This window comes from Alphaproteobacteria bacterium (genome assembly GCA_033344895.1).
Lineage (GTDB): Bacteria > Pseudomonadota > Alphaproteobacteria > UBA8366 > Aestuariispiraceae > Pacificispira.
This window is the reverse complement of record JAWPMN010000001.1, coordinates 4,465,253-4,485,786: the sequence shown is the minus strand read 5'-3', so window position 1 is coordinate 4,485,786 and position 20,534 is coordinate 4,465,253. Positions and strand designations below refer to the sequence as shown.

At 61.4% G+C, this 20,534-nt stretch carries 21 protein-coding genes; 6 read left to right on the top strand and 15 right to left on the bottom strand.

What is annotated here, in order from left to right:
• Nucleotides 1-3: 3 nt before the first annotated feature.
• From pcaF to paaG, 3 genes are read right to left on the bottom strand one after another with little or no spacing between them, the layout of a single operon-like run.
• A complete protein-coding gene (gene pcaF / locus R8L07_21175; protein ID MDW3208057.1) occupies nucleotides 4-1,209 on the bottom strand; it encodes a 3-oxoadipyl-CoA thiolase in 1,206 nt (401 codons plus the stop codon).
• A gap of 3 nt (nucleotides 1,210-1,212) precedes the next feature.
• A complete protein-coding gene (gene paaI / locus R8L07_21170) occupies nucleotides 1,213-1,671 on the bottom strand; it encodes a hydroxyphenylacetyl-CoA thioesterase PaaI (protein ID MDW3208056.1) in 459 nt (152 codons plus the stop codon).
• A gap of 8 nt (nucleotides 1,672-1,679) precedes the next feature.
• On the bottom strand, nucleotides 1,680-2,474 hold the full coding sequence (paaG, locus tag R8L07_21165) for a 2-(1,2-epoxy-1,2-dihydrophenyl)acetyl-CoA isomerase PaaG (GenBank protein ID MDW3208055.1): 795 nt from the start codon (nucleotides 2,472-2,474) through the stop codon (nucleotides 1,680-1,682).
• 141 nt (nucleotides 2,475-2,615) lie between these two features.
• On the opposite strand from paaG, the gene paaN reads away from it, so the two are divergent.
• Nucleotides 2,616-4,301 (top strand): phenylacetic acid degradation protein PaaN, encoded by a 1,686-nt coding sequence (gene paaN / locus R8L07_21160; protein ID MDW3208054.1) that lies wholly within the window; start codon nucleotides 2,616-2,618, stop codon nucleotides 4,299-4,301.
• A 21-nt stretch (nucleotides 4,302-4,322) separates the two neighbouring features.
• Here paaN and R8L07_21155 read toward each other — a convergent pair whose 3' ends face one another.
• The 3 genes from R8L07_21155 to R8L07_21145 form a co-directional block, all read right to left on the bottom strand.
• Nucleotides 4,323-4,748: a hypothetical protein gene (locus tag R8L07_21155; GenBank protein MDW3208053.1), complete on the bottom strand. Its 426-nt coding sequence runs from the start codon at nucleotides 4,746-4,748 to the stop codon at nucleotides 4,323-4,325.
• A gap of 95 nt (nucleotides 4,749-4,843) precedes the next feature.
• The gene (locus R8L07_21150) at nucleotides 4,844-5,038 is read right to left on the bottom strand and encodes a hypothetical protein (protein MDW3208052.1); all 195 of its coding nucleotides are present in this window, start codon (nucleotides 5,036-5,038) and stop codon (nucleotides 4,844-4,846) included.
• A gap of 95 nt (nucleotides 5,039-5,133) precedes the next feature.
• Nucleotides 5,134-5,439 (bottom strand): DUF1330 domain-containing protein, encoded by a 306-nt coding sequence (locus R8L07_21145; protein MDW3208051.1) that lies wholly within the window; start codon nucleotides 5,437-5,439, stop codon nucleotides 5,134-5,136.
• 119 nt (nucleotides 5,440-5,558) lie between these two features.
• On the opposite strand from R8L07_21145, the gene R8L07_21140 reads away from it, so the two are divergent.
• The gene (locus tag R8L07_21140; protein ID MDW3208050.1) at nucleotides 5,559-6,716 is read left to right on the top strand and encodes an aminotransferase class I/II-fold pyridoxal phosphate-dependent enzyme; all 1,158 of its coding nucleotides are present in this window, start codon (nucleotides 5,559-5,561) and stop codon (nucleotides 6,714-6,716) included.
• A gap of 1 nt (nucleotide 6,717) precedes the next feature.
• Here the strand turns inward: R8L07_21140 and R8L07_21135 are convergent, their stop codons facing one another.
• Nucleotides 6,718-7,200, bottom strand: coding sequence for an Lrp/AsnC family transcriptional regulator (locus R8L07_21135; protein ID MDW3208049.1), 483 nt, complete (start codon nucleotides 7,198-7,200; stop codon nucleotides 6,718-6,720).
• Nucleotides 7,201-7,332: 132 nt separating this feature from the next.
• On the opposite strand from R8L07_21135, the gene rocF reads away from it, so the two are divergent.
• Nucleotides 7,333-8,289: an arginase gene (rocF, locus tag R8L07_21130; protein MDW3208048.1), complete on the top strand. Its 957-nt coding sequence runs from the start codon at nucleotides 7,333-7,335 to the stop codon at nucleotides 8,287-8,289.
• Nucleotides 8,290-8,302: 13 nt separating this feature from the next.
• The gene (rocD, locus tag R8L07_21125; GenBank protein ID MDW3208047.1) at nucleotides 8,303-9,511 is read left to right on the top strand and encodes an ornithine--oxo-acid transaminase; all 1,209 of its coding nucleotides are present in this window, start codon (nucleotides 8,303-8,305) and stop codon (nucleotides 9,509-9,511) included.
• A 67-nt stretch (nucleotides 9,512-9,578) separates the two neighbouring features.
• On the opposite strand, the gene R8L07_21120 is transcribed toward rocD, so the two are convergent.
• The 4 genes from R8L07_21120 to R8L07_21105 form a co-directional block, all read right to left on the bottom strand.
• Nucleotides 9,579-11,246, bottom strand: coding sequence for an ATP-binding protein (locus R8L07_21120; protein MDW3208046.1), 1,668 nt, complete (start codon nucleotides 11,244-11,246; stop codon nucleotides 9,579-9,581).
• Between the two features lie 297 nt (nucleotides 11,247-11,543).
• A complete protein-coding gene (locus R8L07_21115) occupies nucleotides 11,544-13,394 on the bottom strand; it encodes a ribonucleoside-diphosphate reductase subunit alpha (GenBank protein ID MDW3208045.1) in 1,851 nt (616 codons plus the stop codon).
• Between the two features lie 438 nt (nucleotides 13,395-13,832).
• Complete coding sequence (locus R8L07_21110; protein MDW3208044.1) at nucleotides 13,833-14,924, bottom strand: AI-2E family transporter; 1,092 nt, start codon at nucleotides 14,922-14,924, stop codon at nucleotides 13,833-13,835.
• Nucleotides 14,925-14,977: 53 nt separating this feature from the next.
• Nucleotides 14,978-15,310, bottom strand: coding sequence for a GcrA family cell cycle regulator (locus tag R8L07_21105; GenBank protein ID MDW3208043.1), 333 nt, complete (start codon nucleotides 15,308-15,310; stop codon nucleotides 14,978-14,980).
• A 462-nt stretch (nucleotides 15,311-15,772) separates the two neighbouring features.
• Between R8L07_21105 and R8L07_21100 the strand changes: the two genes are divergently transcribed.
• Together R8L07_21100 and R8L07_21095 are read left to right on the top strand one after the other, a co-directional pair.
• Nucleotides 15,773-16,579, top strand: coding sequence for an SDR family oxidoreductase (locus R8L07_21100; protein ID MDW3208042.1), 807 nt, complete (start codon nucleotides 15,773-15,775; stop codon nucleotides 16,577-16,579).
• A gap of 34 nt (nucleotides 16,580-16,613) precedes the next feature.
• The gene (locus tag R8L07_21095) at nucleotides 16,614-17,459 is read left to right on the top strand and encodes a hypothetical protein (protein MDW3208041.1); all 846 of its coding nucleotides are present in this window, start codon (nucleotides 16,614-16,616) and stop codon (nucleotides 17,457-17,459) included.
• On the opposite strand, the gene R8L07_21090 is transcribed toward R8L07_21095, so the two are convergent.
• The 4 genes from R8L07_21090 to R8L07_21075 all read right to left on the bottom strand — a co-directional run bounded on the left by R8L07_21090 (nucleotide 17,443) and on the right by R8L07_21075 (nucleotide 20,350).
• Nucleotides 17,443-17,898: a GNAT family N-acetyltransferase gene (locus R8L07_21090; protein ID MDW3208040.1), complete on the bottom strand. Its 456-nt coding sequence runs from the start codon at nucleotides 17,896-17,898 to the stop codon at nucleotides 17,443-17,445. The genes R8L07_21095 and R8L07_21090 overlap by 17 nt on opposite strands.
• Nucleotides 17,888-18,742, bottom strand: coding sequence for an aminotransferase class IV (locus R8L07_21085; GenBank protein ID MDW3208039.1), 855 nt, complete (start codon nucleotides 18,740-18,742; stop codon nucleotides 17,888-17,890). Before R8L07_21085 ends, R8L07_21090 begins: the two co-directional genes overlap by 11 nt.
• Before the next feature lie 62 nt (nucleotides 18,743-18,804).
• Nucleotides 18,805-19,140, bottom strand: coding sequence for a PilZ domain-containing protein (locus tag R8L07_21080; protein ID MDW3208038.1), 336 nt, complete (start codon nucleotides 19,138-19,140; stop codon nucleotides 18,805-18,807).
• Between the two features lie 250 nt (nucleotides 19,141-19,390).
• Nucleotides 19,391-20,350 (bottom strand): ribonucleotide-diphosphate reductase subunit beta, encoded by a 960-nt coding sequence (locus tag R8L07_21075; protein MDW3208037.1) that lies wholly within the window; start codon nucleotides 20,348-20,350, stop codon nucleotides 19,391-19,393.
• Nucleotides 20,351-20,534: the final 184 nt, after the last annotated feature.

Genomic DNA, 20,534 nt, shown 5'->3' with positions numbered 1-20,534 from the left:
GCGTTACACCTTTTCCAGTACCGTCGCGATGCCCTGTCCGACTCCGATACACATGGTGCACAGGGCATAGCGCGCGTCGCGGCGGTGCAGTTCCTCGACCGCCGTCAGGATCAGGCGCGCGCCGGACATGCCGAGCGGGTGGCCCAGGGCAATGGCGCCGCCATTCGGGTTAACGTGTTCGGCGTCATCAGGCAGGCCCAGGCGCCGGGTGACCGCGAGGGCCTGTGCGGCAAAGGCCTCGTTCAGTTCGATCACGTCGATGTCGCCGATCTTCAGACCTAGGCGCTCCAACAGCTTCTCGCTGGCGGGGGCGGGACCGTAGCCCATGATGCGCGGCGCCACACCGGCGGTGGCCATGCCCAGCACACGCGCGCGCGGCGTCAGGCCGTTGGCGGCGGCCGCTGCCTCCGAGGCGACAAACAGCGCCGCCGCGCCGTCATTCACTCCGGACGCGTTGCCGGCAGTCACACTGCCATCCTTGCGGAAGGGCGTCGGCAGCTTGGCCAGTTTCTCGGCGCTGGTGCCGGGCCGGGGGTGTTCGTCGCGGTCGACCACGATGGGATCGCCCTTGCGCTGAGGAATGGATACAGGCGCGATTTCTACGGCCAGGCGCCCGTTTTCCTGGGCAGCGACGGCGCGTTGCTGGGAGCGGGCGGCGAAAGCATCCTGATCGGCGCGGGAAATCTGGAAGTCCTCCGCGACATTCTCTGCCGTCTCCGGCATGGAATCGATGCCGTAGCGCTCCTTCATCAGCTTGTTGACGAAGCGCCAGCCGATCGTGGTGTCATGAATTTCGGCATTGCGGGAAAAAGCGGTGTCGGCCTTGCCCATCACGAAGGGCGCGCGGCTCATGCTCTCCACGCCGCCGGCGATCATCAGCGAGGCATCCCCGGCACGGATGGCCCGCGCCGCGGTTCCGACCGCATCCATGCCCGACCCGCAAAGCCGGTTCATGGTCGACCCGGGCACGCTGTCCGGCAGGCCTGCCAGCAGGGCTGCCATGCGGGCGACATTCCGGTTGTCCTCGCCCGCCTGATTGGCGCAGCCATAGATCACATCGTCGATGGCTGCTGCATCCAGTTTCGGGTTCCTTTCCATCAGCGCCGCGATCGGGTGTGCGCCCAGATCGTCGGCCCGCACCGGGGACAGGGCCCCGCCATAGCGGCCGATGGGCGTGCGGATGGCGTCGCAAATGAAGGCGTCGGTCATAGATCAATCCTCTGCGTCGGGTGTCAGGCCCGGGACGATCACGCCCTTCAAGCGCCGGGATTTGCCCCGGAACAGCGCGATCGTGGCACCGTCCTGATTGGTGATGCGGACATCGTAAACGCCGCTGCGGCCCGCCAGGGCCTGTTCGCGGCATTCCGCTGTCAGCTTGTCGTTCAGTCGCCCTGGGCGCAGATAATCGATTTCGCAGCCCTGGGCGACGGTTACCTTGTTATAGGCATTGCAGCCAAAGGCGAAAGCACTGTCAGCCAGGGAAAACAGGAACCCGCCGTGACAAGTCTTGTGCCCGTTCAGCATATCCTCGCGAACTGTCATGGACAGTTTGGCATAGCCGGGGCCGATGGCGTCGACCGACATGCCAAGACCACGGGTTGCCGCATCCGCGGCCAGCATCGCCTCCGCTGCTTTTTCGGCCACTTCCTGCGGGTCTGGATCGCCGGTCATGGCGCTGGTCACTCGCCGCGGAAGACGGGCTGGCGCTTTTCCAGAAAGGCCGAAACCCCTTCGCGGTAATCGGCCGTTCGCCCAGCCTGACGCTGCAGGTCCCGCTCCAGGTCCAGTTGAGAATCCAGATCATTGTCGACCGCGGCGTGGATCGCCTGCTTGATGAAGCCGTAACCCACGGTTGGACCCGCAGCCAATTGCGCCGCAATCGACTTCGCCTCGGTCATCAGCGCGTCATCGTCCACGCATTTCCAGATCAGGCCCCATTGCTCAGCCTTCTCGGCAGGCAGCTTTTCGCCCAGCAGTGCCATGCCCTTGGCGCGGGCCATGCCAACCCGATGGGTAAGGGACCATGTGCCCCCGGCATCCGGCACGAGACCCAGCTTGCAGAAAGGTTCCAGGAATGCGGCGGAACGGGCGGCCAGCACGATATCGCAGGACAGCGCGACATTTGCCCCGGCGCCGGCGGCAATACCGTTCACGGCACAGATGACCGGCATTTCGAGACCGGCAATGGTTCGGACCAGCGGATTGTAGAGGCGCTCGATCGTGTCGCCGAGATCGATTTTGGCGCCGTCATCGTTCCCCATCTGCCGGTCGGAAAGGTCCTGTCCGGCACAGAACCCGCGGCCGGCACCGGTGAGGATCACGCATCGCACCGCCTTGTCGGACTGTGCCTTGGTCAAGGCATCACGGATCTCGGCGTGCATCTGGTCATTGAAGGAATTCAGCTTGTCCGGACGATTCAAGGTGATCGTCGCGACCCCGTCTTCGATGTCGAAGAGAATGGTCTCGTAACTCATTCTTCAGCCTCCCTTGAGCCCGTTCCGGCAAATTTGATTAACGCCAAAATGATACAAGATTAGACACTGCGCAAGGAATTTGGTATCAAATCGCACTGCCGATTTCGGCAATCCAGAACCCTTCTTCAGGAGTAAATCCGCATGGCGAACAGCTTCTTCGACGCCCATCGCGACACGCTGAACCTGGCCCTCGACGCCATGCGCAAACGGGATTACTGGACCCCCTATCCGGAACGCGCGAGTGGCTCCATCTACGGGGAAACTGCGGCCGCGGACGGGGAAGCCGCGTTCAAGGGATATCTGGGAAATCTGTTCGACCTTCCTGGGCATCCGTCGGAAGGGGAGGTTGCTTCGGATGAAGCGTCGCCCTACGGGATTCCGTTGAACCTGTCCTATCCGCGCCTTCCCGTGGATCTGGCGGTTCGGTCCGCCGGGGCGGGCATCAAGGCGTGGCGCGATGCGGGGCCGGATGTGCGCGCGGGCGTCTGCCTCGAAATGCTGGACCGGATCAACAAGCGCAGCTTCGAGATGGCGCATGCCGTGATGCATACGACCGGGCAGGCCTTCATGATGGCGTTTCAGGCCGGCGGTCCGCACGCGCAGGACCGTGGGCTGGAAGCGGTCGCAACGGCCTATCAGCTTCAGTCCGCGGTGCCGGAAACGGTTCGCTGGGAAAAGCCGCAGGGCAAGAACCCGTCGCTCATGCTCGACAAGAAGTACCGCATCATGCCCAAGGGCATCGCGGTAACGGTCGGGGTATCGACCTTCCCGACCTGGAACGGCTATCCCGGGATCATGGCGTCGCTGGCAACCGGCAACCCCGTCATCATCAAGCCGCACCCGACGGCGGTCCTGCCACTGGCGATTTCGGCGCGGATTATGCGCGACGTTCTGTCAGAGGCGGGGTTCGATCCCAATCTGGTGCTGCTGCTGACCGATACCCGGGCGAATCCGGTCGGGCAGGACCTCTGCACGCGGCCGGAAGTGAAGATCGTCGATTTTACAGGCTCGAACGCATTCGGCGACTGGCTGGAGGAAAACTGCCGACAGGCGGCGGTCTATACGGAAAAAGCCGGTGTGAACGCGGTCGTCGTCGATGATTTCGATAACTTCAAGGGACTGTGCCGTAACCTGGCCTTCACGCTGTCACTCTATTCGGGGCAGATGTGCACGACGCCGCAGAACATCTTCATCCCGCGGGAGGGGATCAAGGTCGGCGGCCAGACGATGAGCTTTGACGAGGCGGCGGCGGCCATCGCCGGGGCGGTCGACAAGTTCAACAGCGATCCGGCCAAGGCGGTGCACGTGCTGGGCGCCATCCAGGCCGAGGCAACGGCCGAGCGGATCGAGACGGCGCGGGGAATGGGTAAGGTGCTGCTGGACAGCCGAAAGATCGACCATCCGGACTTCCCGGAGGCGCGGATCCATACGCCGCTCATTCTGCAGGTCGACGCAGCGGAGCGGGAAAAGTACGAGAATGAGCTTTTCGGCCCGATCACCTTCATTGTCGCCTGCGACGGGATCGACGGGGCGCTTGAGGCGTGGCGGTCGACCGTTGCGACGAAGGGGGCCATCACCTCCGCCATTTACACGGATCGCCCGGCGGTACTGGAGGCCGCTGAAAGCCTGGGTGAGGAATTGGGCGTTCTGATGAGCGTCAATCTGACCGGCGGCGTTTTCGTCAATCAGACAGCCGCTTTCAGCGACTACCACGCCAGCGGGGCGAATCCGGCCGCCAATGCGTCCCTTGTGGATACCGCCTTCGTGGCGGGCCGTTTCCGGGTCGCGGAAACGCGGGTGCATGTGGAACCGGCCGCGCAGGAATAGGGATTTTTTCCGGGAGCCGGGTCAGGCGTCGAGGACTTCGTTGACGCTGGCCCGATGACTTTCGTCGGCAGCGTTGACCAGCATCAGGGAATAGCCGTCGGCTGAAAGTGCCTCCAGGCGGTCCATGATGTCCTGGCTGATCTTCAGTTCGTCCCCCAGATCATCGAAGACGTGGCGTTCGGAAGCATCGATCTTGAGGTCCGCCTGGGCGAGAACGAGCAGTTCGTAGAGAACGATCCGCTTCGCGCGCGGCGTGTCTAGGACGGTCAGGTTGTCGTTGGTCATCAGATCCTTCGGGTCGACATCCAGGGACTGCCCCAGTTCCGCCTCGACCCGTTCGATCGCGGCCTTTTCATGGTCCTCCAGACGCCAGTCCGCCAGCACCATGCGCTTGGCCAGTGCCATGAACATCTTCTTTTGAGGGTCGGACAATTCGTTCAGGAACATGACAGGTAATCTCCCTTTGCCTGGCCGGCCCCGATCATATCCGAGGCACGGCCGGGCACAAGGGGAAGGCGACGATGGCCTGCCGGTCTCTCAGATCAGTTGACCGCGACGAGGGCAACGCCGAGTTTGCTTTCGAGGGCCTTGACCTGGGAGAGAGCACCTTCATCCAGTTGTGCCGGTGCCATCTCGACCTCCTTCAGGGCGACCAGGGGACGGCCGAGCCTGGTCTCAAGTTCCTTGATGGCGTGAAGATCGCGCTCGTTCAGGTTGGCAAAAGCGAAATACGACATTCGAACCTCCTGTATGGCCGGTTGCCTCATGCGGGTCCCGCTTGGTGGTACGTCGTCGAGTCCGTGACCGGATTACGTCACACGGCACGGGTCCGTCAGGCGAAGGCGCTCGGGTCGATCCCTTCTACGAGGATGGCCGAGCCTGTGGCATTCGCCAGCCGGACCGGCAGGACCTTCTGGTACTCGGGCGAATGATACCATTTCTTTGCCGTTTCCTTGTCCGGAAATTCCAGGACGACGATGCGGTTCGGCATCCAGTCGCCTTCGACCTGCTCCGCGGCGCCGCCCCGGATCAGGTATCGGCCGCCATAGTCCGCAATCGTCTGGGGCACCGCGACCTGGTACTCCTTGAACGCTTCGGCATCGGTGACGGTGATATTGGCGATGAAATAGGCCTTCACGGCGATTCTCCCTTTTGATTTGACCTTTTTGGCGATGCGGCGACAGTGTCGCCTCCATTCTGCCGCATGGGCAATCTCAATTCCGTTCGTGCCTTCATTCTGTACCGGGAGAAACCGAAATGACCGATCGCAAAGGCGCCAATTCGCTGTCGCCGGAAACTCTGGCCGCCCAGGCTCTGGGGTGGGAAGATGAAGCCACCGGGGCCGTGGTGCCGCCGGTCCAGTTTGCGACGACCTTCACCCGGCGCGACGATTACGGACCCCGCGACAATGTCTATATCCGGCCCGACTGCCCGACGTCGGCCCATGCGGAGGAGGTGCTGCGTGCGCTGGAAGGGGCGGAGGCCGCGCTGAGCTTCGGCTCCGGCATGGCCGCCTGTACCGCCGCGTTCCACGCGCTGCAGGCGGGCGATCACGTGGTCTGCGCCCGCACGATCTATCACGGTGTCATTGCCTGGCTGGAAAACTTTGCCGAGGCACGCGGCATTACCTATTCCTTCTTTCCGAACCACGACCTCAATGCGCTTCGCGAGGCGATCCGGTCGGGTGAGACGAAACTGGTCTGGATCGAGACGCCGGCCAATCCGATGTGGTCGGTAATCGACATCGCGGAAGCGGCGCGGATTGCGCATGAAGGCGGCGCGGCGCTGGGGGTCGATTCCACCTGCGCGACGCCGGTTCTGACCCGTCCGCTGGAATTGGGGGCCGATCTGGTCTGTCACGCGGCGACCAAGTATCTGGCGGGCCATTCCGACGTTCTGGCGGGCATGCTGGCCTGTCGGGAAAAATCCCCGCTTTGGGAACGCATCGTAACCCACCGCAAGTTCGCCGGTCCGATGCTCGGCGCGATGGAGGCCTTCCTGCTGATCCGGGGGATGCGGACACTCTATCTGCGTGTCGAACGTCAATGCGAGAGTGCCATGAAAATCGCGACCTTCCTGAAGGACCATCCGAAGGTGGAGACGGTGCGCTATCCTGGACTGCCCGATGATCCGGGCCATGCCGTCGCGGCCTCCCAGATGTCAGGCGGTTTCGGCGGAATGCTGTCCTTCCAGCCGCTCGGTGGCATGAACGAGGCCATCAAGGTGGTGCTGGCCTGTCGCGTGCTGAAACCTGCGACGTCGCTGGGCGGTGTGGAAAGTCTGATCGAACACCGCAAGACGTCGGAACACGGCGTCGTCACGGAGACGCCGGAGAATCTGATCCGGATATCGACGGGGATTGAGCGGGCGGAGGACCTGATCGCGGATCTGGATCAGGCATTGTCGGTGCTGTGAGCTAATCCAAGCCGGACAGCAGGCTTTCCAGGGGCAGACCGTCAAAATCCTTTGTACGGTCCAACACGACATGACTGGCGATCCGGACCTTTGCCGGACCGTCCTCGATCTGTTTTTCGCTGATCCGGTGATAGTCAGCGACGCTGCGGCAAACAAACCAGAGCATGTAGTCGAAGTCGCCGCTGACCTTGAAGCACTGGATGATTTCGGGAATGTCCGCCACCAGGGCCTCAAAAGCGCGATAGTCCTCGTGACCGGCCGTGTCCAGGCTGACTGTCGTCAGGACCATGACGTTCGGACAGAGCCGGTCGAGGTCGACCTGGGCATGAAACGGTCCGATGATCCCGTCCGTCTCCAACCGCCTGAAGCGTTGAAGGCAGGGGCTGGGCGACAGGCCGACGCGGTCCGCCAACGCCTGATTGCTGATCCGTCCATTACGTTGAATCTCCATCACGATTTTGCGGTCGATGCGGTCGAGGGCCATGCCGGAGAACCTTTCGTCGAGGCGGATGGTAACAGCAGAATCTGCTGAACAGCCCGGTCATATAAGCGGGAAATTTCGATCAGTATCTGGCATAATCCCATGAAATCCGCAATCGAGGGCCGGTGAAAGATCATGACAGTCGCGAAAGAATCTACCGCACGGAAACCCGAAGTCGCTCTGATCGGCGCGCCGAGTGATATCGGCGCTGGCCATCGCGGCGGGTCGATGGGACCTGAGGCGCTCCGGGTTGCCGGCCTGGCCCAGGCCCTGCAGCGCATGGGATGCACCGTTGAGGATCGCGGTAACCTGCACGGGCCGGTCAATCCTGATCAGCCACCGGTGGAGGGGTATCGTCACCTGCCCGAAGTCATTGAATGGTGTACCGCTGTGCGCGACGGCGTCCATGGCATCCTCAGGGATGGAAAGATGCCGATCCTGCTGGGCGGCGATCACTGCCTTGCCATCGGGTCCCTGGCCGGGCTGGCGCATTACTGTGCGGAACGCGGTGAGGAATACTCGGTCCTGTGGCTGGATGCCCATGCCGATTACAATACCGCCGACGTCTCGCCCAGCGGCAACATCCACGGCATGCCGCTGGCCGTGGCCGCCGGCCACGGCCCGGACGGTCTGACCGGCCTTGGCCCGTCCAAGCCGTTCTTGAATCCGAAGCGCGTCGTTCAGGTCGGCATTCGCTCCGTCGATGCGATCGAAAAGAAACTGGTCGTCGCATCCGGCATGGAAGTGCACGACATGCGCCGCATCGACGAAAACGGCATGCGCCAGACCATGACCGATGTTCTGGACCGGCTGGCGTCGCTGGGCGGCCACGTCCATGTCAGTTTCGACGTCGACTTCCTGGACCCGTCCATCGCCCCGGGAGTGGGCACGACCGTACCGGGCGGGCCGACCTATCGCGAGGCGCAGTTGTGCATGGAAATGATCCATGACAGCGGCCTGATGAAATCCCTCGATCTGATGGAACTGAACCCGGCCTATGATGTGAAGAATGCGACGGCGAACCTGACCGTCGAGCTTGTCGAGAGCCTGTTCGGCGAACAGATCCTAAGCCGCCACGACGCGGCGCTTTGAGAAGGTACCAGCCATGAACGCCATTGCCTCCACCGATTTCCTGGCCGTCGAATCCGAACTCGGCGCCCACAACTACAAGCCGCTGGACGTTATCCTGACCAAGGGCGAGGGCTGCTGGGTCTGGGACGTCGACGGCAAGAAGTATCTGGACTGCCTGGCCGCGTATTCGGCGGTGAATCAGGGGCACTGCCATCCGCGCATCTTCGAGGCCATGATGAAACAGGCCAGCAAGCTGACCCTGACGTCGCGGGCATTCCGCAATGATCAACTGGCGCCGTTCTATGAGGAAATCTGCGCGCTGACCAATTCCTCAAAGGTGCTGCCGATGAACAGCGGGGCCGAAGCCGTCGAAAGCGCCATCAAATGCGTGCGCAAATGGGGCTACGAGGTGAAGGGGGTCCCGGAGGACAAGGCGGAGATCATCGTCTGCCAGGACAATTTCCACGGCCGGACGCTCAGCATTGTCGGCTTTTCCACCGACCCCAGCGCGCGCAGGAACTTCGGACCTTTCGCGCCGGGCTTCAAGGTCGTTCCCTTCGGCGATGCCGATGCCTTGGAGGCGGCCATCACGCCCAACACGGTCGGCTTCCTGGTCGAACCGATTCAGGGTGAGGCCGGTGTCATCATCCCGCCGGAAGGGTATCTGCGCGCCGCGCGGGAGATCTGTACCCGCCACAATGTCACGCTGATCCTCGATGAAATCCAGACCGGGCTGGGGCGCACGGGTAAGCTCCTGGCGGAAGAGCATGAGGGGATCGAAGCGGATCTGACCCTGGTGGGGAAGGCGCTCTCCGGCGGCTTCTATCCGATCTCCGCGGTCCTTTCGAACTCCGAGGTTCTCGGGGTTCTGCAGCCCGGTCAGCACGGCAGCACATTCGGCGGAAACCCGCTTGCCTGCGCCGTTGCCCGTGAGGCGCTGAAGGTGCTTGTCGAAGAGGGCATGATCGAGAACTCCGAGAAACAGGGCGCCTATTTCCTGGAGGAGCTGAAAGGCATCCGCAACAACGCCATCAAGGAAGTGCGCGGGCGCGGCCTGATGCTGGCGGTCGAATTCCATCCGGAAGCCGGCGGCGCGCGGAAATACTGTTACGGGCTGAAGGACAAGGGCGTCCTGGCGAAGGAAACCCATGAGCATACGATCCGCTTTGCCCCGCCACTGACGGTCAGCCGAGATGAAGTCGACTGGGCGCTGGAGCGGATCAATTCCGTCCTGACCGGCTAATCTTCGGGGCCGTTCCCTGGAGCACAGCGGTCTGTCTGCCGGCAGGCGGACCGCCGCCCGGGTCTTGTCACGATTGCGCCGCTGAGGCGATGGTAGGCTGGTCGGCGCACAAGTCTGTGCTTCGCCTTTTAGACCTGGACGGCGCGTCGGTCTCTTGACCGGATGCCTTTTTCTTGGGGCGGCCTCCCGATCGTGCAGCCGGAACGTCTCTTGGAAGGGTGAAAATCACGGTGGTTCCCGAACCGTGAGCGCTTTCGATTTTCAGGGTGCCGCCGTGTAGCTTGGTAAGATTGGCCGCCAGAAACAGGCCCAGCCCCGTTCCTTCCTTATCGCGAGCATGGGCGCTCTCCACCCTTTCAAACGGTGCAAGGGCAACCTCGATCTCTTCCGGGCTCATGCCAGCGCCTTCGTCCCGGATTCGGACTTCAACCATATCCTTTCCAGCGCCGCGCAAATGCACCGATACAACGCTACCGGCTGAGGAGAACTTGATGGCGTTGGTGAGAAGGTTGTTGATGATCTGGATGACGGCGCGCCGGTCCGCCGATGCGTCGGGAACTGTTCCGTCGCTCTTCAGGACAAGAACTATACCGGCGGTCTCGGCAATCTGACGAACCTGACGAAGGCAGGTTTCGGTCAGTTGGACGAGGTCGACCTGTTCCCGCTTTAGGGTGTACTTGCCGGCCTCGATCTTGGATGTGTCCAGGATATCGTTGATCAGGGATGTTAGCAGCAGGCCGCTTTGGTGAATATCGTCCAGATAGCCGCGGTAGCGCGTATCGCCGATCGGGCCGAAAAGTTCGGACATCATGGTCTCACTGAATCCCACGATCGCGTTAAGCGGCGTTCGTAGATCATGGCTCATCGCCGCCAGGAATTCAGTCTTGGCAAGATTGGCGCGCTCCGCTTCCTGGCGTGCCTGTTCCGCTTCAGCCTTGGCCTGTCTCAGATGAATTTCACCGTTCACCCGTTCCGTGATGTCCTTGGTCACCCCCATGAGCTTCACGACGGTGCCCTCATCGTCAAAGACCGGCTGGAAGCTGCTTTCGAAGTAGAGGATCTCGCCACCGGCATTGACCCGGAATTCGAACATTGAGCCGAAACCGAGCCTTGCATCATCCATAAGCTTGGCAATGCGTTCCTTGTCCTCGTCGATTGGCACGTCCAGATAGTTCAGGCCGCAGATCAGCTTTTCATCCTCAACGCCCATCATCTGGAGGCCCGCCGGGTTCATCGACTGCAGTCGGCCTTCCAGGTCGATCTCGTGAATGCAGATCGGGGCAGCCTTCACGAGGTTCTTGTGTTTCCGCTCGCTGTTTCGCAGGGCGCTGTCCATGTCAGCTTGCCGCCGACGCCGTTCCGACCGGTCGAGCAGGTGGCGCGTGAAGGATTGTAGCAGTTCGGCGAATTGCTGTCCGTCGGAACGGACAAAGAAGGATGTTATGCCAAGGTCGAGGATTCGCACGGCCTCGGCCTGGTCCCGTTGATCGGATAGCAGCAGAAGGACCGGTACGAAGGGGTGGCATTCAAGGATCGATGTCACCAATTCGATCGTTCCGGCACCGGCGAGAGTATTGGACAGGACGATCAACTCCGGCTGCCGGTGGTCGATGGCGTCCCTAATGGCCGCGACCGACCCGGCATGCTGAGTTTCAGGAGCCAGGAAATCCAGGGCACGGGCAACCTGTTCCGCAACGGCCGTGTCTGAATCTGCAACCAGTATCAAAGGCATCATCTCGCGCCCGTGCCGCCACAAGCGACACCCCTTCCATGCACGCCAACTTTGTTGATGCCTTCTCCCCATGCCGACGAACGGTTGTGCCGCCGGTCAGACAATCCCCTTTGAGATATCACACAATCTATAAAAAATGTATGAATAAATCCCGCTGTGGAGTTGCGGATATCTTCGTGCCACGCAATACGTGCCTGGGCGCCTCAATGGGCGGATGAGCGTCTGCGCCACCGCCAGAGTCGACAGAGCGATCGACGGCCGAACCTGCTTCCGAACGCTCTGTCGGTTTCATTCAGGACGTTACTGGCAGCTGAGGCATTCCTCGTATTCGGGCTGGACGGCGGGGCGGGGGGCGTCGCCGCTGTTTACCCGGCCGGCCATCGGGATCGATACCGCGCCGCTGCCGGCCATGTTGACCCGCACCGTGTCGTCGGCCTCTGCTCGCTGGATCGACTTGGAGCGGCAGTAGTAGAGGCTCTTCACCCCTTTTTTCCACGCGCGGAAATGCAATTGGTGCAGGTCGCGCTTGTGGACATTGGCCGGTAGGAAAACGTTCAGCGACTGCGCCTGACAGATGAACGGTGCCCGGTCGCCGGCATGGTCGATCAGCCAGCGCTGATCGATTTCGAAGGCCGTCTTGAAGACGTCCTTCTCCTCATCCGACAGGAAGTCGAGATGCTGGACCGAACCTTCATTGACCGAGATCGACGACCAGGTGTCGTCGTCGTCCTTACCCTTTTCCGCCAGCAGCGCCTTCAGATGCCGGTTCCGGACAGTGAAAGAGCCGCTTAGCGTCTTGTGGGTGTAGCTGTTCGCCGCGATCGGTTCGATACCCGGTGAAGTGCCGCCGCAGATGATAGAGATGGATGCGGTCGGTGCGATCGCGAGCTTGTTGGAGAAACGCTCCTGAATGCCGAACTCCGCGGCATCCGGGCAGGCGCCGCGCTCCGCCGCCAGATCGCGTGAGGCTTTGTCGGCCTGAGCGCGGATATGCTTGAACATCCGGGTGTTCCAGACCTTTGCCATGACACCTTCCATCGGAATCATCATCGCCTGCAGGAAGGAATGATACCCCATCGTGCCTAGACCGACCGAGCGTTCCCGCATGGCCGCATATTTGGCGCGTGAGAAGTCGTCCGGCGCATTGTCGATGAAATCCTGAAGCACATTGTCCAGGAAGCGCATCACATCCGGCACGAAATCGTCTTCCTGCTCCCATTCGAGGTATTTCTCGAGGTTCAGGGAAGACAGGCAGCAGACCGCGGTGCGCTGTTCACCATGGTGGTCGACACCGGTCGGCAGCGTGATTTCGGAGCAGAGGTTGGACGTCTTGACCGTAAGCCCGGCCAGTTTCTGGTGCTCCGGAATGTTCCGGTTCACATGGTCGCCGTAGAGAATGTAGGGCTCGCCCGTTTCAATCCGGGCGGTCAGGATGCGAATCCAGAGATCGCGGGCCCGGACCTTGCGGATCATCGCCTTGTCTTTCGGCGATACCAGCTTCCATTCCTCGTCATTCTCGACCGCGCGCATGAAGTCGTCGGTAATGACGATCCCGTGGTGCAGGTTCAGTGCCTTCCGGTTCGGATCGCCGCCGGTCGGGCGTCGGATTTCGATGAATTCCTCAATCTCCGGGTGCCAGATCGGCAGGTAGACCGCAGCCGAACCGCGGCGCAGCGACCCCTGGCTGATCGCCAGCGTCAGGGAATCCATGACCCGGATGAAGGGAACCACGCCCGACGTCTTGCCGTTGCCGCCGACGGTCTCGCCAATGGAGCGCAGATTGCCCCAGTAGCTGCCGATTCCGCCGCCACGGGCCGCGAGCCAGACATTCTCGTTCCACAGGCCGACAATGCCTTCCAGGCTGTCGGTGCTTTCATTCAGGAAGCAGCTGATCGGAAGGCCGCGCTTGGTGCCGCCATTGGACAGGACCGGCGTGGCCGGCATGAACCAGAGCTTCGAAATATAATCATAGAGCCGCTGCGCATGGGCTGAGTCATCGGCAAAATGCATTGCAACGCGGGCGAACATGTCCTGGAAACTTTCGCCGGGCATCAGGTAACGATCGCTGAGCGTCGCCTTGCCGAACTCGGTCAGCAGACCGTCGCGGCTGCGATCGACGGTGACCTTGATGCCGCGCTCGTTCTGCTTGATGTCGCGAAGTTTCCGGTCGAGGTCGGCTTCTTCCTGCTGTCGCGCCGGGCGGGTGCCCTTTTTGGCCTTGTCCAGGGTGCGATCGAGGTCTCGCAGGATGTCGTCCTGGTTCGAAGACTTGATGGATCCGTCCGGCACGTGTCTTACCCCCAACTGCTCTGGCCTATGGCCCGCTTCGGTTCTGTCTTTTATCCCCAAACCGAAACCGCATTCCCTCTGATCGGGAAGCCCCGGTTTTGCGGCGTCTGTTCGGGATGCTCTGCCCCGATATTCACAGCCTGTGGACTGAATTGCCTGTGGATAACTTTATATTCACCCACAATATAGCGGCCATCTCGACTGCGGGGCACAAGATATAGCGAAGTGAGAGTCCGTGTCAAAGGCAAAAGTGACCAAATAAAGACTCGAAAGCGGAACGATTCCGGCGTCCGGACGGGGTCAGGCGGCCGTGTCTTTTCGGTCCACATTGCCGGTCGCCGAGAGCACGATCGCGATCGGTCGTGTCGCCTCGAACCCGGCGCAGACAATCATGGCAATGACCATGAAGGGCATGGATAGAACCATTCCGACGATGCCCCAGATCTGGCCGAACACGGCCAGCGAAAGCAGGATGACAAGCGGACTGAGATTCAGCGACCGTCCCATCATCCGGGGCTCGATGACATTGCCGACGGTCAGTTGCACGCTGGCCAGGACCACCGTCGTGATGACGAAGGGAATCGGCGAACTGAACTGCACCAGTGTCAGAACGGCGGGGAAGGCGACTCCGGCCAGCGATCCGACATAGGGAATGTAGTTCAGGATAAAGATCAGGACGGCCCAGAAGCCCGCGAAATCGACCCCGACCAGGGCCATGACGATATAGCTCAGAATCCCGGTAATCGCGCTGACGAAGGTCTTCAGACCGATATAGGTCTGAATATCCTTGGTAATGCGGCCGATCATTTCGCGCGCCCGCTTGCGGTCGTCGGTCTTCGTGAACAGTGCCTCCACCTTGCGACCGAACGTGACCTGCTCCAGCAGGATGAAGACGACATAAAAAAGAACGGTCAAAGCGTTCCCGGTGACGGAGGCAAGGGCGGACACGGCACTGCCCAGGGTCTTGCCGACATCGATCTGGTCGATCAGATCGCGGATGCTGGGGAGTTCCTTTGCACCGGCAAGCGCCAGCCACCGGTCGACCATGCCGCGAATGTTCTCTTCATACTCGGGAACGGCGGCGCTGACCGCCGCGATGTTGCTGCGGATCAGATTGGCCAACGCAACGAAGGCCAGGATGAAGATCAGGATCGACAGGGTCATTCCGGCCCAGGCCGGCAGCGATCGCCCGGCGATCGTGATCCGATTGATCCGAACGGCAAGGGAATCCAGCAGGATGACAATAAAGACGGCGATCACGAAGGGCAGGAGAATGGCCTCCGCGATCACCATCAGATAGACCAGAAGCGCGACCAGCGCGAAGGCGGAGAAGACGCTCAGAACCCGGATGTTCGCCAGATTTCGTGGCGCGGAGTCCGTCTCGTCCGTCATCGGAATAGACCTTCCGGGGTCGGGCGGGGCCGGTCACCTCGGCCCGGCCTGAATTAGGCGGCGTTGTCGTCCTTGCGCCGATACGCGACCGAGCAATGCTTCTCGCAATAGGGTTTGCCCGGAACGGCGTTCTTGCCACAGAAATGGAACTCGTCGGTGCCCGGATGGCCAATCGGCCACTGGCAGTGACGCTCCACCACATTCGGGATGGGCAGCGGCGTGTGCCGCTTGACCTGCGTCGGACGGGAGGAAAGGCCGAGGCGGTGCGCCTTGCCGATCACCGCGTTCCGCGTGACACCGCCAAGTTTCTCGGCGATCTGTCGGGCCGTATAGCCGTTGGTCCACATTCCCTTGAGGAGGGTGACCCGCTCGTCCGTCCATTCCATGATAGACCGTCTCCTGCTCTTGGGGCGGGCCGGCGTCTGGCCTTGCCGTGCCGCGCCATTCTTCGAAGCGACACCGTTGGGCGTAGATCCATCGGTCACACGGAGTCAGACTCCACGCGGAATTCCAATATATCTTGTGCCGTCGGTGTGTGCGGGCACAATATACGGCGTATTTCGGAGTCTCAAGCGAAAAATCGATTCGGGCGAGATTCTCTCCGGCGCGCCGCGATTCCAATCCGGGGTCAAGAGCGGAATCGATCGTTTCCCAACAAGGATTCGGACTGAATCAGCCATTTTCACCGGAAATCAGCCGCGAATCGGGTCGCGTTTCCAACCACAATATCTTGTGCGTCGGATGGTAATCTGTCCAGGCGGAACAGGTCTTCGGATAGCCGGTCCATTGTCATCGGGACGGTGCGTTCCGATAATGCCCGGCAACGATAAACGGGGAGAGAAATCAAGATGGCCGATCGGTTGAAGGACAAGGTGGCCCTGGTGGTCGGCGCAGGGTCTGTCGGGCCCGGATGGGGAAACGGAAAGGCCGCCGCTGTCCTGTTTGCCCGGGAAGGGGCTGCAGTGCTTTGTGCGGACGTCAATCTGGCCGCGGCGGAGGAAACGGCGCAGATCATCCGTGATGAGGGCGGTCGGGCAACGGCCGTCCAGGTCGATGTCGTCCGTCAGGACGAGATCAAGGGCATGGTCAACGCCTGCTTGGACGCCTTCGGGCGCATCGACATCGTGGACTACAATGTCGGTCTTGCGCATGTCGGCAGCGTGGTCGACCTGCCCGAAGAGGACTGGGACCGGATTTTCGACGTCAATTTGAAGGGGTGCTACCTGACCATGAAGCACGTCCTGCCGGTGATGGAGAAGCAGGGCGGCGGGTCGATCGTGAACATCTCGTCCATCGCGTCTATCCGCTATACCGGCGTGCCCTATGCCACCTACTACGCCACCAAGGCGGCAATGAACCACCTGACCAAGACCGTGGCGGCCGAGTATGCGCCGAAGGGGATTCGGGTCAATGCGGTGTTGCCGGGTCTGATGAAGACCCCGATGGTGGAAAAATCGGCGGGCCTGGCCGGCACCTATGCCGATGGCGATGTCGAGGCGATGTGGAAGGTGCGGGATTCGCAATGCCCGATGGGACATATGGGGGATGCCTGGGATGTCGCCTATGCCGCGCTTTTCCTCGCATCGGACGAATCCAAATACGTCACCGGTCTGGAACTGCTGGTCGACGGCGGGATCACGCTTAAGTATAGCTGAAAGATCCTGTCCACCGGCCGGGAGCGGATGTTCCATGTTGCGTTTCATGATCGCTATCGTATTTGCCGCACTGCCTTTTGAGGCAGCGCTGGCCGAAGATATTCCCTATCGGTATCCGACCCAGGAAGGGTTCATCGTCGCCATCGACGATGCCTCCCGCCGGGCTGTTCCACAGGACGACCCTGTGGCTGTGGCGGCGATGGACCGACTGGCCGAAGTGCTGGAGAGCGACGTCTACAGAGTTCCGGTCGAGTATGGCCGAACGCTCGCCTGGAATGTCGGGGAACGGTTGATAAACGGCATGACGCGGCAGGACCATCTTGCCCTATACAATCGTTCCCGGGATCGGGATGTCTCGCGCATTCAGCCGGCATCGGTGCTGTTCCTCAGGCTGAATCGGCGGGGTGAGGGGCTGTCGGCCCGCATGGATTGGGTCGACGTGGTGCGTGGCGAGATCCTGGCACGCTATGCCTCGGAGCCCGTCACCGGGACGACGCCGGGCGAAGTTGCGGACCGGCTGACGGCATTCTTCCGGGACAGCGCGGATGCGATCATTGATCAATTGGGCCCGGCACCGCCGCGTGGATATGGCGAGGTTCCTCCGGCATGGCTCATCGTCCCGATCTCCTATCGAATCGACTTTCGCGATTTGCCGGCCGATATCCGGCAGGAGAGTGTCGACTTCCTGACGGTCGAACTGCCCTATTTTCTGGGGAGCACGGTACGACATGTCGAGCCGGACCGGCTGGTACTGTCCTACGAGACCCGGGCGCCGAGCTGGTGGGTTGCGGACCGGCTTATGGAACTGTTTGAAGAACTGGGCGTAGATGCCCGGATCGAGCCGAGAGAGGTCGGGTTGAGGATCACGCCGGCTGAGTGAGGGACATCCGGTAGCGAACGGAGTCGGACGGCCCTGCGACCTTGTCGTACAGACCGCGGGCCCGGTAGTTGTTGATCTCCGTTGTCCAGTAGAGACGATCGCATCCCAGGTCTCGGGCGGCGTCGCCAACCGACTCGATCAGCTTCCGTCCGACCCCGCTACCGCGTATGTCGGCGGCCACATAGAGGTCCTCCAGATAGCAATCCTTCCCGTCCAGCCAGGTGCTGAAATGGGTCAGATAGGCGGCGAAGCCGACCGCAACGCCGTCGTCCCGGGCGATCAGACAATGGACCGGAAGATCGTCGTCGAGCATGCGCGACCAGGTCTTCTCGGTGCGCCCCTCCGGAAGGGTCGTTCGGTAGAATGTCAGATATGCCTGCCACAACTCCCTCCAGTCTTCGAAGTCGGCGGCGTGCACCGGGCGGATTTCAAGTGTCATAGGATACGTCCAAACGGTGCTGGGGACGGTCATGCCAGTCCCAATAGGTCTGCTTGATGCGAAGTGTGGCCGGGCCGGGGGCGTCGTTGCTGAAGATCCGGTCGTCCAATCGGCGGATCGGCATGATGCCGCCGCCGGTCGTTGTGGCGAAGGCTTCGTCGGCCTCCTTGAATTCGTCGACGGTGACCGGTCTTGTTTCCACCGGCATGCCCAGTTCCTCGCAAACCTCGATCGCCGTTCGCCGGGTTATGCCCTCCAGAACGCCGCGATTGGGCGTAATCACGGTTCCGTTCTTTATCGCAAAGACATTGAACCCCGGGCCTTCACAGACGAACCCCGATGCATCGGCCAGCAACGCGCTGTCGGCGCCTGCATCCTCAGCCTCGAACAGGCCGTAGGTCATGTCACCCCAATGGTAGTTCTTAACCCGGGGGTCGACGGATTCGGGCGGGATGCGGATCGAGTCCGGGACGATCAGATGGGCTCCGCGCGCCACGACATCCTCCGGAAAGACCCAGACCCACGGTCGGGCATAGGCGACCAGATAGTTGGCGCACGCTCCGGGCATGCGGCTGGCCCGGACCGGCACGCCGCGCAGACAGACCATGGCGACATAGGATCGGCGCAGGCCGGAACGGCGCACGCATTGGATCAGAATGTCCCGAATCTCGTCTCGGCCCTGGGGAATCGACAGGCGCAGCTTTGCCATCGAGGCCTCGAACCGGTCGAGATGGTCTTCCAGCCGAAAGAAGGCGCCATCCCATACCGAGACCACGTCATAGGTGGCGTCGGACCGCACGAGTCCCCAATCGGTGACGCCGATCCTGGCGTCCGCGAGCGGCATGTACGCACCGCCCATCCAGGCGATACCGTCGGTTGGTGGCGGTGAGGTCATGCGGGTACCAGTTACTTGCGGGCGAGATAATCCGTCAGGAGACGCTTCCAGTTAGGATGAGGGCTTTGGTAGTGGATCGCAAGGCCGTCCCCCAGTCTCCGGATGACGCGGCCGGACGCGGCGACCGGCAGGATCTGACCGCGAACGGGAACCAGGAGATTGAAGATCAGCGCCTGGCCGGTAGCGATCCATGCCGGCGCCCCACGAACCTGAATGCCGGTCGCGGAAATGTCGACGATGTCCAGCTCGCGACCGTCCATCTCGAAGCGAATCTTGTTCGACGAGAACCTTGGAAATCGACGGTTTTCTGACGATTTCTTGGATAGAATGCCACCCATCCGGAACATGATTCCCCTCCAAAACCAGCCAGGATGAGACGAAGTCTACTACCCTATGGTTAAGAAAAAACCCACAAAGGAAAGATTTTCCAGTGTGGGTTCAGGTTGCGGCCCGGTACGTGGCCGCTGAGGCACAGGGGTATCGGAAACTTCAGGACCCGGATCCTGTCGATCCAGGCCCGGCTCCGGTCCCTGCGGCCGGCCACCAGAGGCGCAGCGGGCCCGATCCGGGCTGCCGCGCGCCGTCGCGGGGACCCTACTATTCGAACGCTTCCTCCCAGGAACCCTGGGTCGACGCCTTGGAATACTCCGTCGCGCGGTTCTCGAAGAAGTTGGTATGTTCGACGCCGTTCAGCATCTCGTCCATCCAACGCAGCGGGTTCTTGTCCGTGTGATACATCGGCTGCAGACCCAGTTGGGTCAGGCGGCGATCCGCGATGTAACGGATGTAACGCTTCACATCCTCCGCCGTCAGGCCCTCCACGGCGCCAAGCTCGAATGCGAGGTCGATGAAGGCATCCTCGTGGCTGACGATGGTATCGCAGGCCTTGTAGAGGTCGCGCTGGAACGCTTCGGTCCAGATCTCGGGATTCTCGGAAATGAAGGTCTTGAACAGCCGGATGATCGAGGCGGTGTGCAGCGACTCGTCGCGCACCGACCAACTGACGATCTGCCCCATGCCTTTCATCTTGTTGTGGCGCGGGAAGTTCATCAGCATGGCAAAGCTGGCGAAAAGCTGCAGACCCTCGGTGAAACCGCCGAAGACGGCCAGCGTCTTGGCAATGTCCTCTTTCGTGCTGGTGCCCCAACCCTGCATGTAGTCGTATTTGTCCTTCATCTCCTTGTATTTCATGAAGGCGGTGTACTCGACCTCGGGCATGCCGATCGTGTCCAGCAGGTGGCTGTAGGCTGCGACATGGACCGTCTCCATATTGGAGAAGGCGGCCAGCATCATCTGGACTTCGGTCGGCTGGAAGACCTGGGAATAATGCTTCATGTAGCAGTTGTTGACCTCAACATCCGCCTGGGTGAAGAAGCGAAAAATCTGGGTCAGAAGATTGCGCTCGGCCTTGGTAAGCGTCTTGTGCCAGTCCTTGACGTCGTCGGCCAGCGGCACTTCCTCGGGCAGCCAGTGGATGCGTTGCTGGGTCAGCCAGGCCTCATAAGCCCATGGATAATTGAATGGTTTATAGACCGGGCTGGCATCAAGCAGCGACATGGTTAACCCTTTAGAACAGCGTTGCGTGGATCAGTCTGGGAGAATAATAGATATGGTGTTTCGTGCAAGCCTGATTTCTATATCTTGTGGGTTTTCCCCAGCTTCCTAACAGGCTTTCCACAGGGTTTTCCACCAGAACCGTGCTATCGGCTTGTCAGGCATAGCCGGATCGGCTTGGCTTCCA

Bases quoted from the DNA above. Each gene is read 5' to 3' on its own strand.
- pcaF (MDW3208057.1), bottom strand. From the start codon at position 1,209: ATGACCGACGCCTTCATTTGCGACGCCATCCGCACGCCCATCGGCCGC.
- paaI (MDW3208056.1), bottom strand. From the start codon at position 1,671: ATGACCGGCGATCCAGACCCGCAGGAAGTGGCCGAAAAAGCAGCGGAG.
- paaG (MDW3208055.1), bottom strand. From the start codon at position 2,474: ATGAGTTACGAGACCATTCTCTTCGACATCGAAGACGGGGTCGCGACG.
- paaN (MDW3208054.1), top strand. From the start codon at position 2,616: ATGGCGAACAGCTTCTTCGACGCCCATCGCGACACGCTGAACCTGGCC.
- R8L07_21155 (MDW3208053.1), bottom strand. From the start codon at position 4,748: ATGTTCCTGAACGAATTGTCCGACCCTCAAAAGAAGATGTTCATGGCA.
- R8L07_21150 (MDW3208052.1), bottom strand. From the start codon at position 5,038: ATGTCGTATTTCGCTTTTGCCAACCTGAACGAGCGCGATCTTCACGCC.
- R8L07_21140 (MDW3208050.1), top strand. From the start codon at position 5,559: ATGACCGATCGCAAAGGCGCCAATTCGCTGTCGCCGGAAACTCTGGCC.
- R8L07_21135 (MDW3208049.1), bottom strand. From the start codon at position 7,200: ATGGCCCTCGACCGCATCGACCGCAAAATCGTGATGGAGATTCAACGT.
- rocF (MDW3208048.1), top strand. From the start codon at position 7,333: ATGACAGTCGCGAAAGAATCTACCGCACGGAAACCCGAAGTCGCTCTG.
- rocD (MDW3208047.1), top strand. From the start codon at position 8,303: ATGAACGCCATTGCCTCCACCGATTTCCTGGCCGTCGAATCCGAACTC.
- R8L07_21120 (MDW3208046.1), bottom strand. From the start codon at position 11,246: ATGATGCCTTTGATACTGGTTGCAGATTCAGACACGGCCGTTGCGGAA.
- R8L07_21110 (MDW3208044.1), bottom strand. From the start codon at position 14,924: ATGACGGACGAGACGGACTCCGCGCCACGAAATCTGGCGAACATCCGG.
- R8L07_21105 (MDW3208043.1), bottom strand. From the start codon at position 15,310: ATGGAATGGACGGACGAGCGGGTCACCCTCCTCAAGGGAATGTGGACC.
- R8L07_21100 (MDW3208042.1), top strand. From the start codon at position 15,773: ATGGCCGATCGGTTGAAGGACAAGGTGGCCCTGGTGGTCGGCGCAGGG.
- R8L07_21095 (MDW3208041.1), top strand. From the start codon at position 16,614: ATGTTGCGTTTCATGATCGCTATCGTATTTGCCGCACTGCCTTTTGAG.
- R8L07_21090 (MDW3208040.1), bottom strand. From the start codon at position 17,898: ATGACACTTGAAATCCGCCCGGTGCACGCCGCCGACTTCGAAGACTGG.
- R8L07_21085 (MDW3208039.1), bottom strand. From the start codon at position 18,742: ATGCCGCTCGCGGACGCCAGGATCGGCGTCACCGATTGGGGACTCGTG.
- R8L07_21080 (MDW3208038.1), bottom strand. From the start codon at position 19,140: ATGTTCCGGATGGGTGGCATTCTATCCAAGAAATCGTCAGAAAACCGT.
- R8L07_21075 (MDW3208037.1), bottom strand. From the start codon at position 20,350: ATGTCGCTGCTTGATGCCAGCCCGGTCTATAAACCATTCAATTATCCA.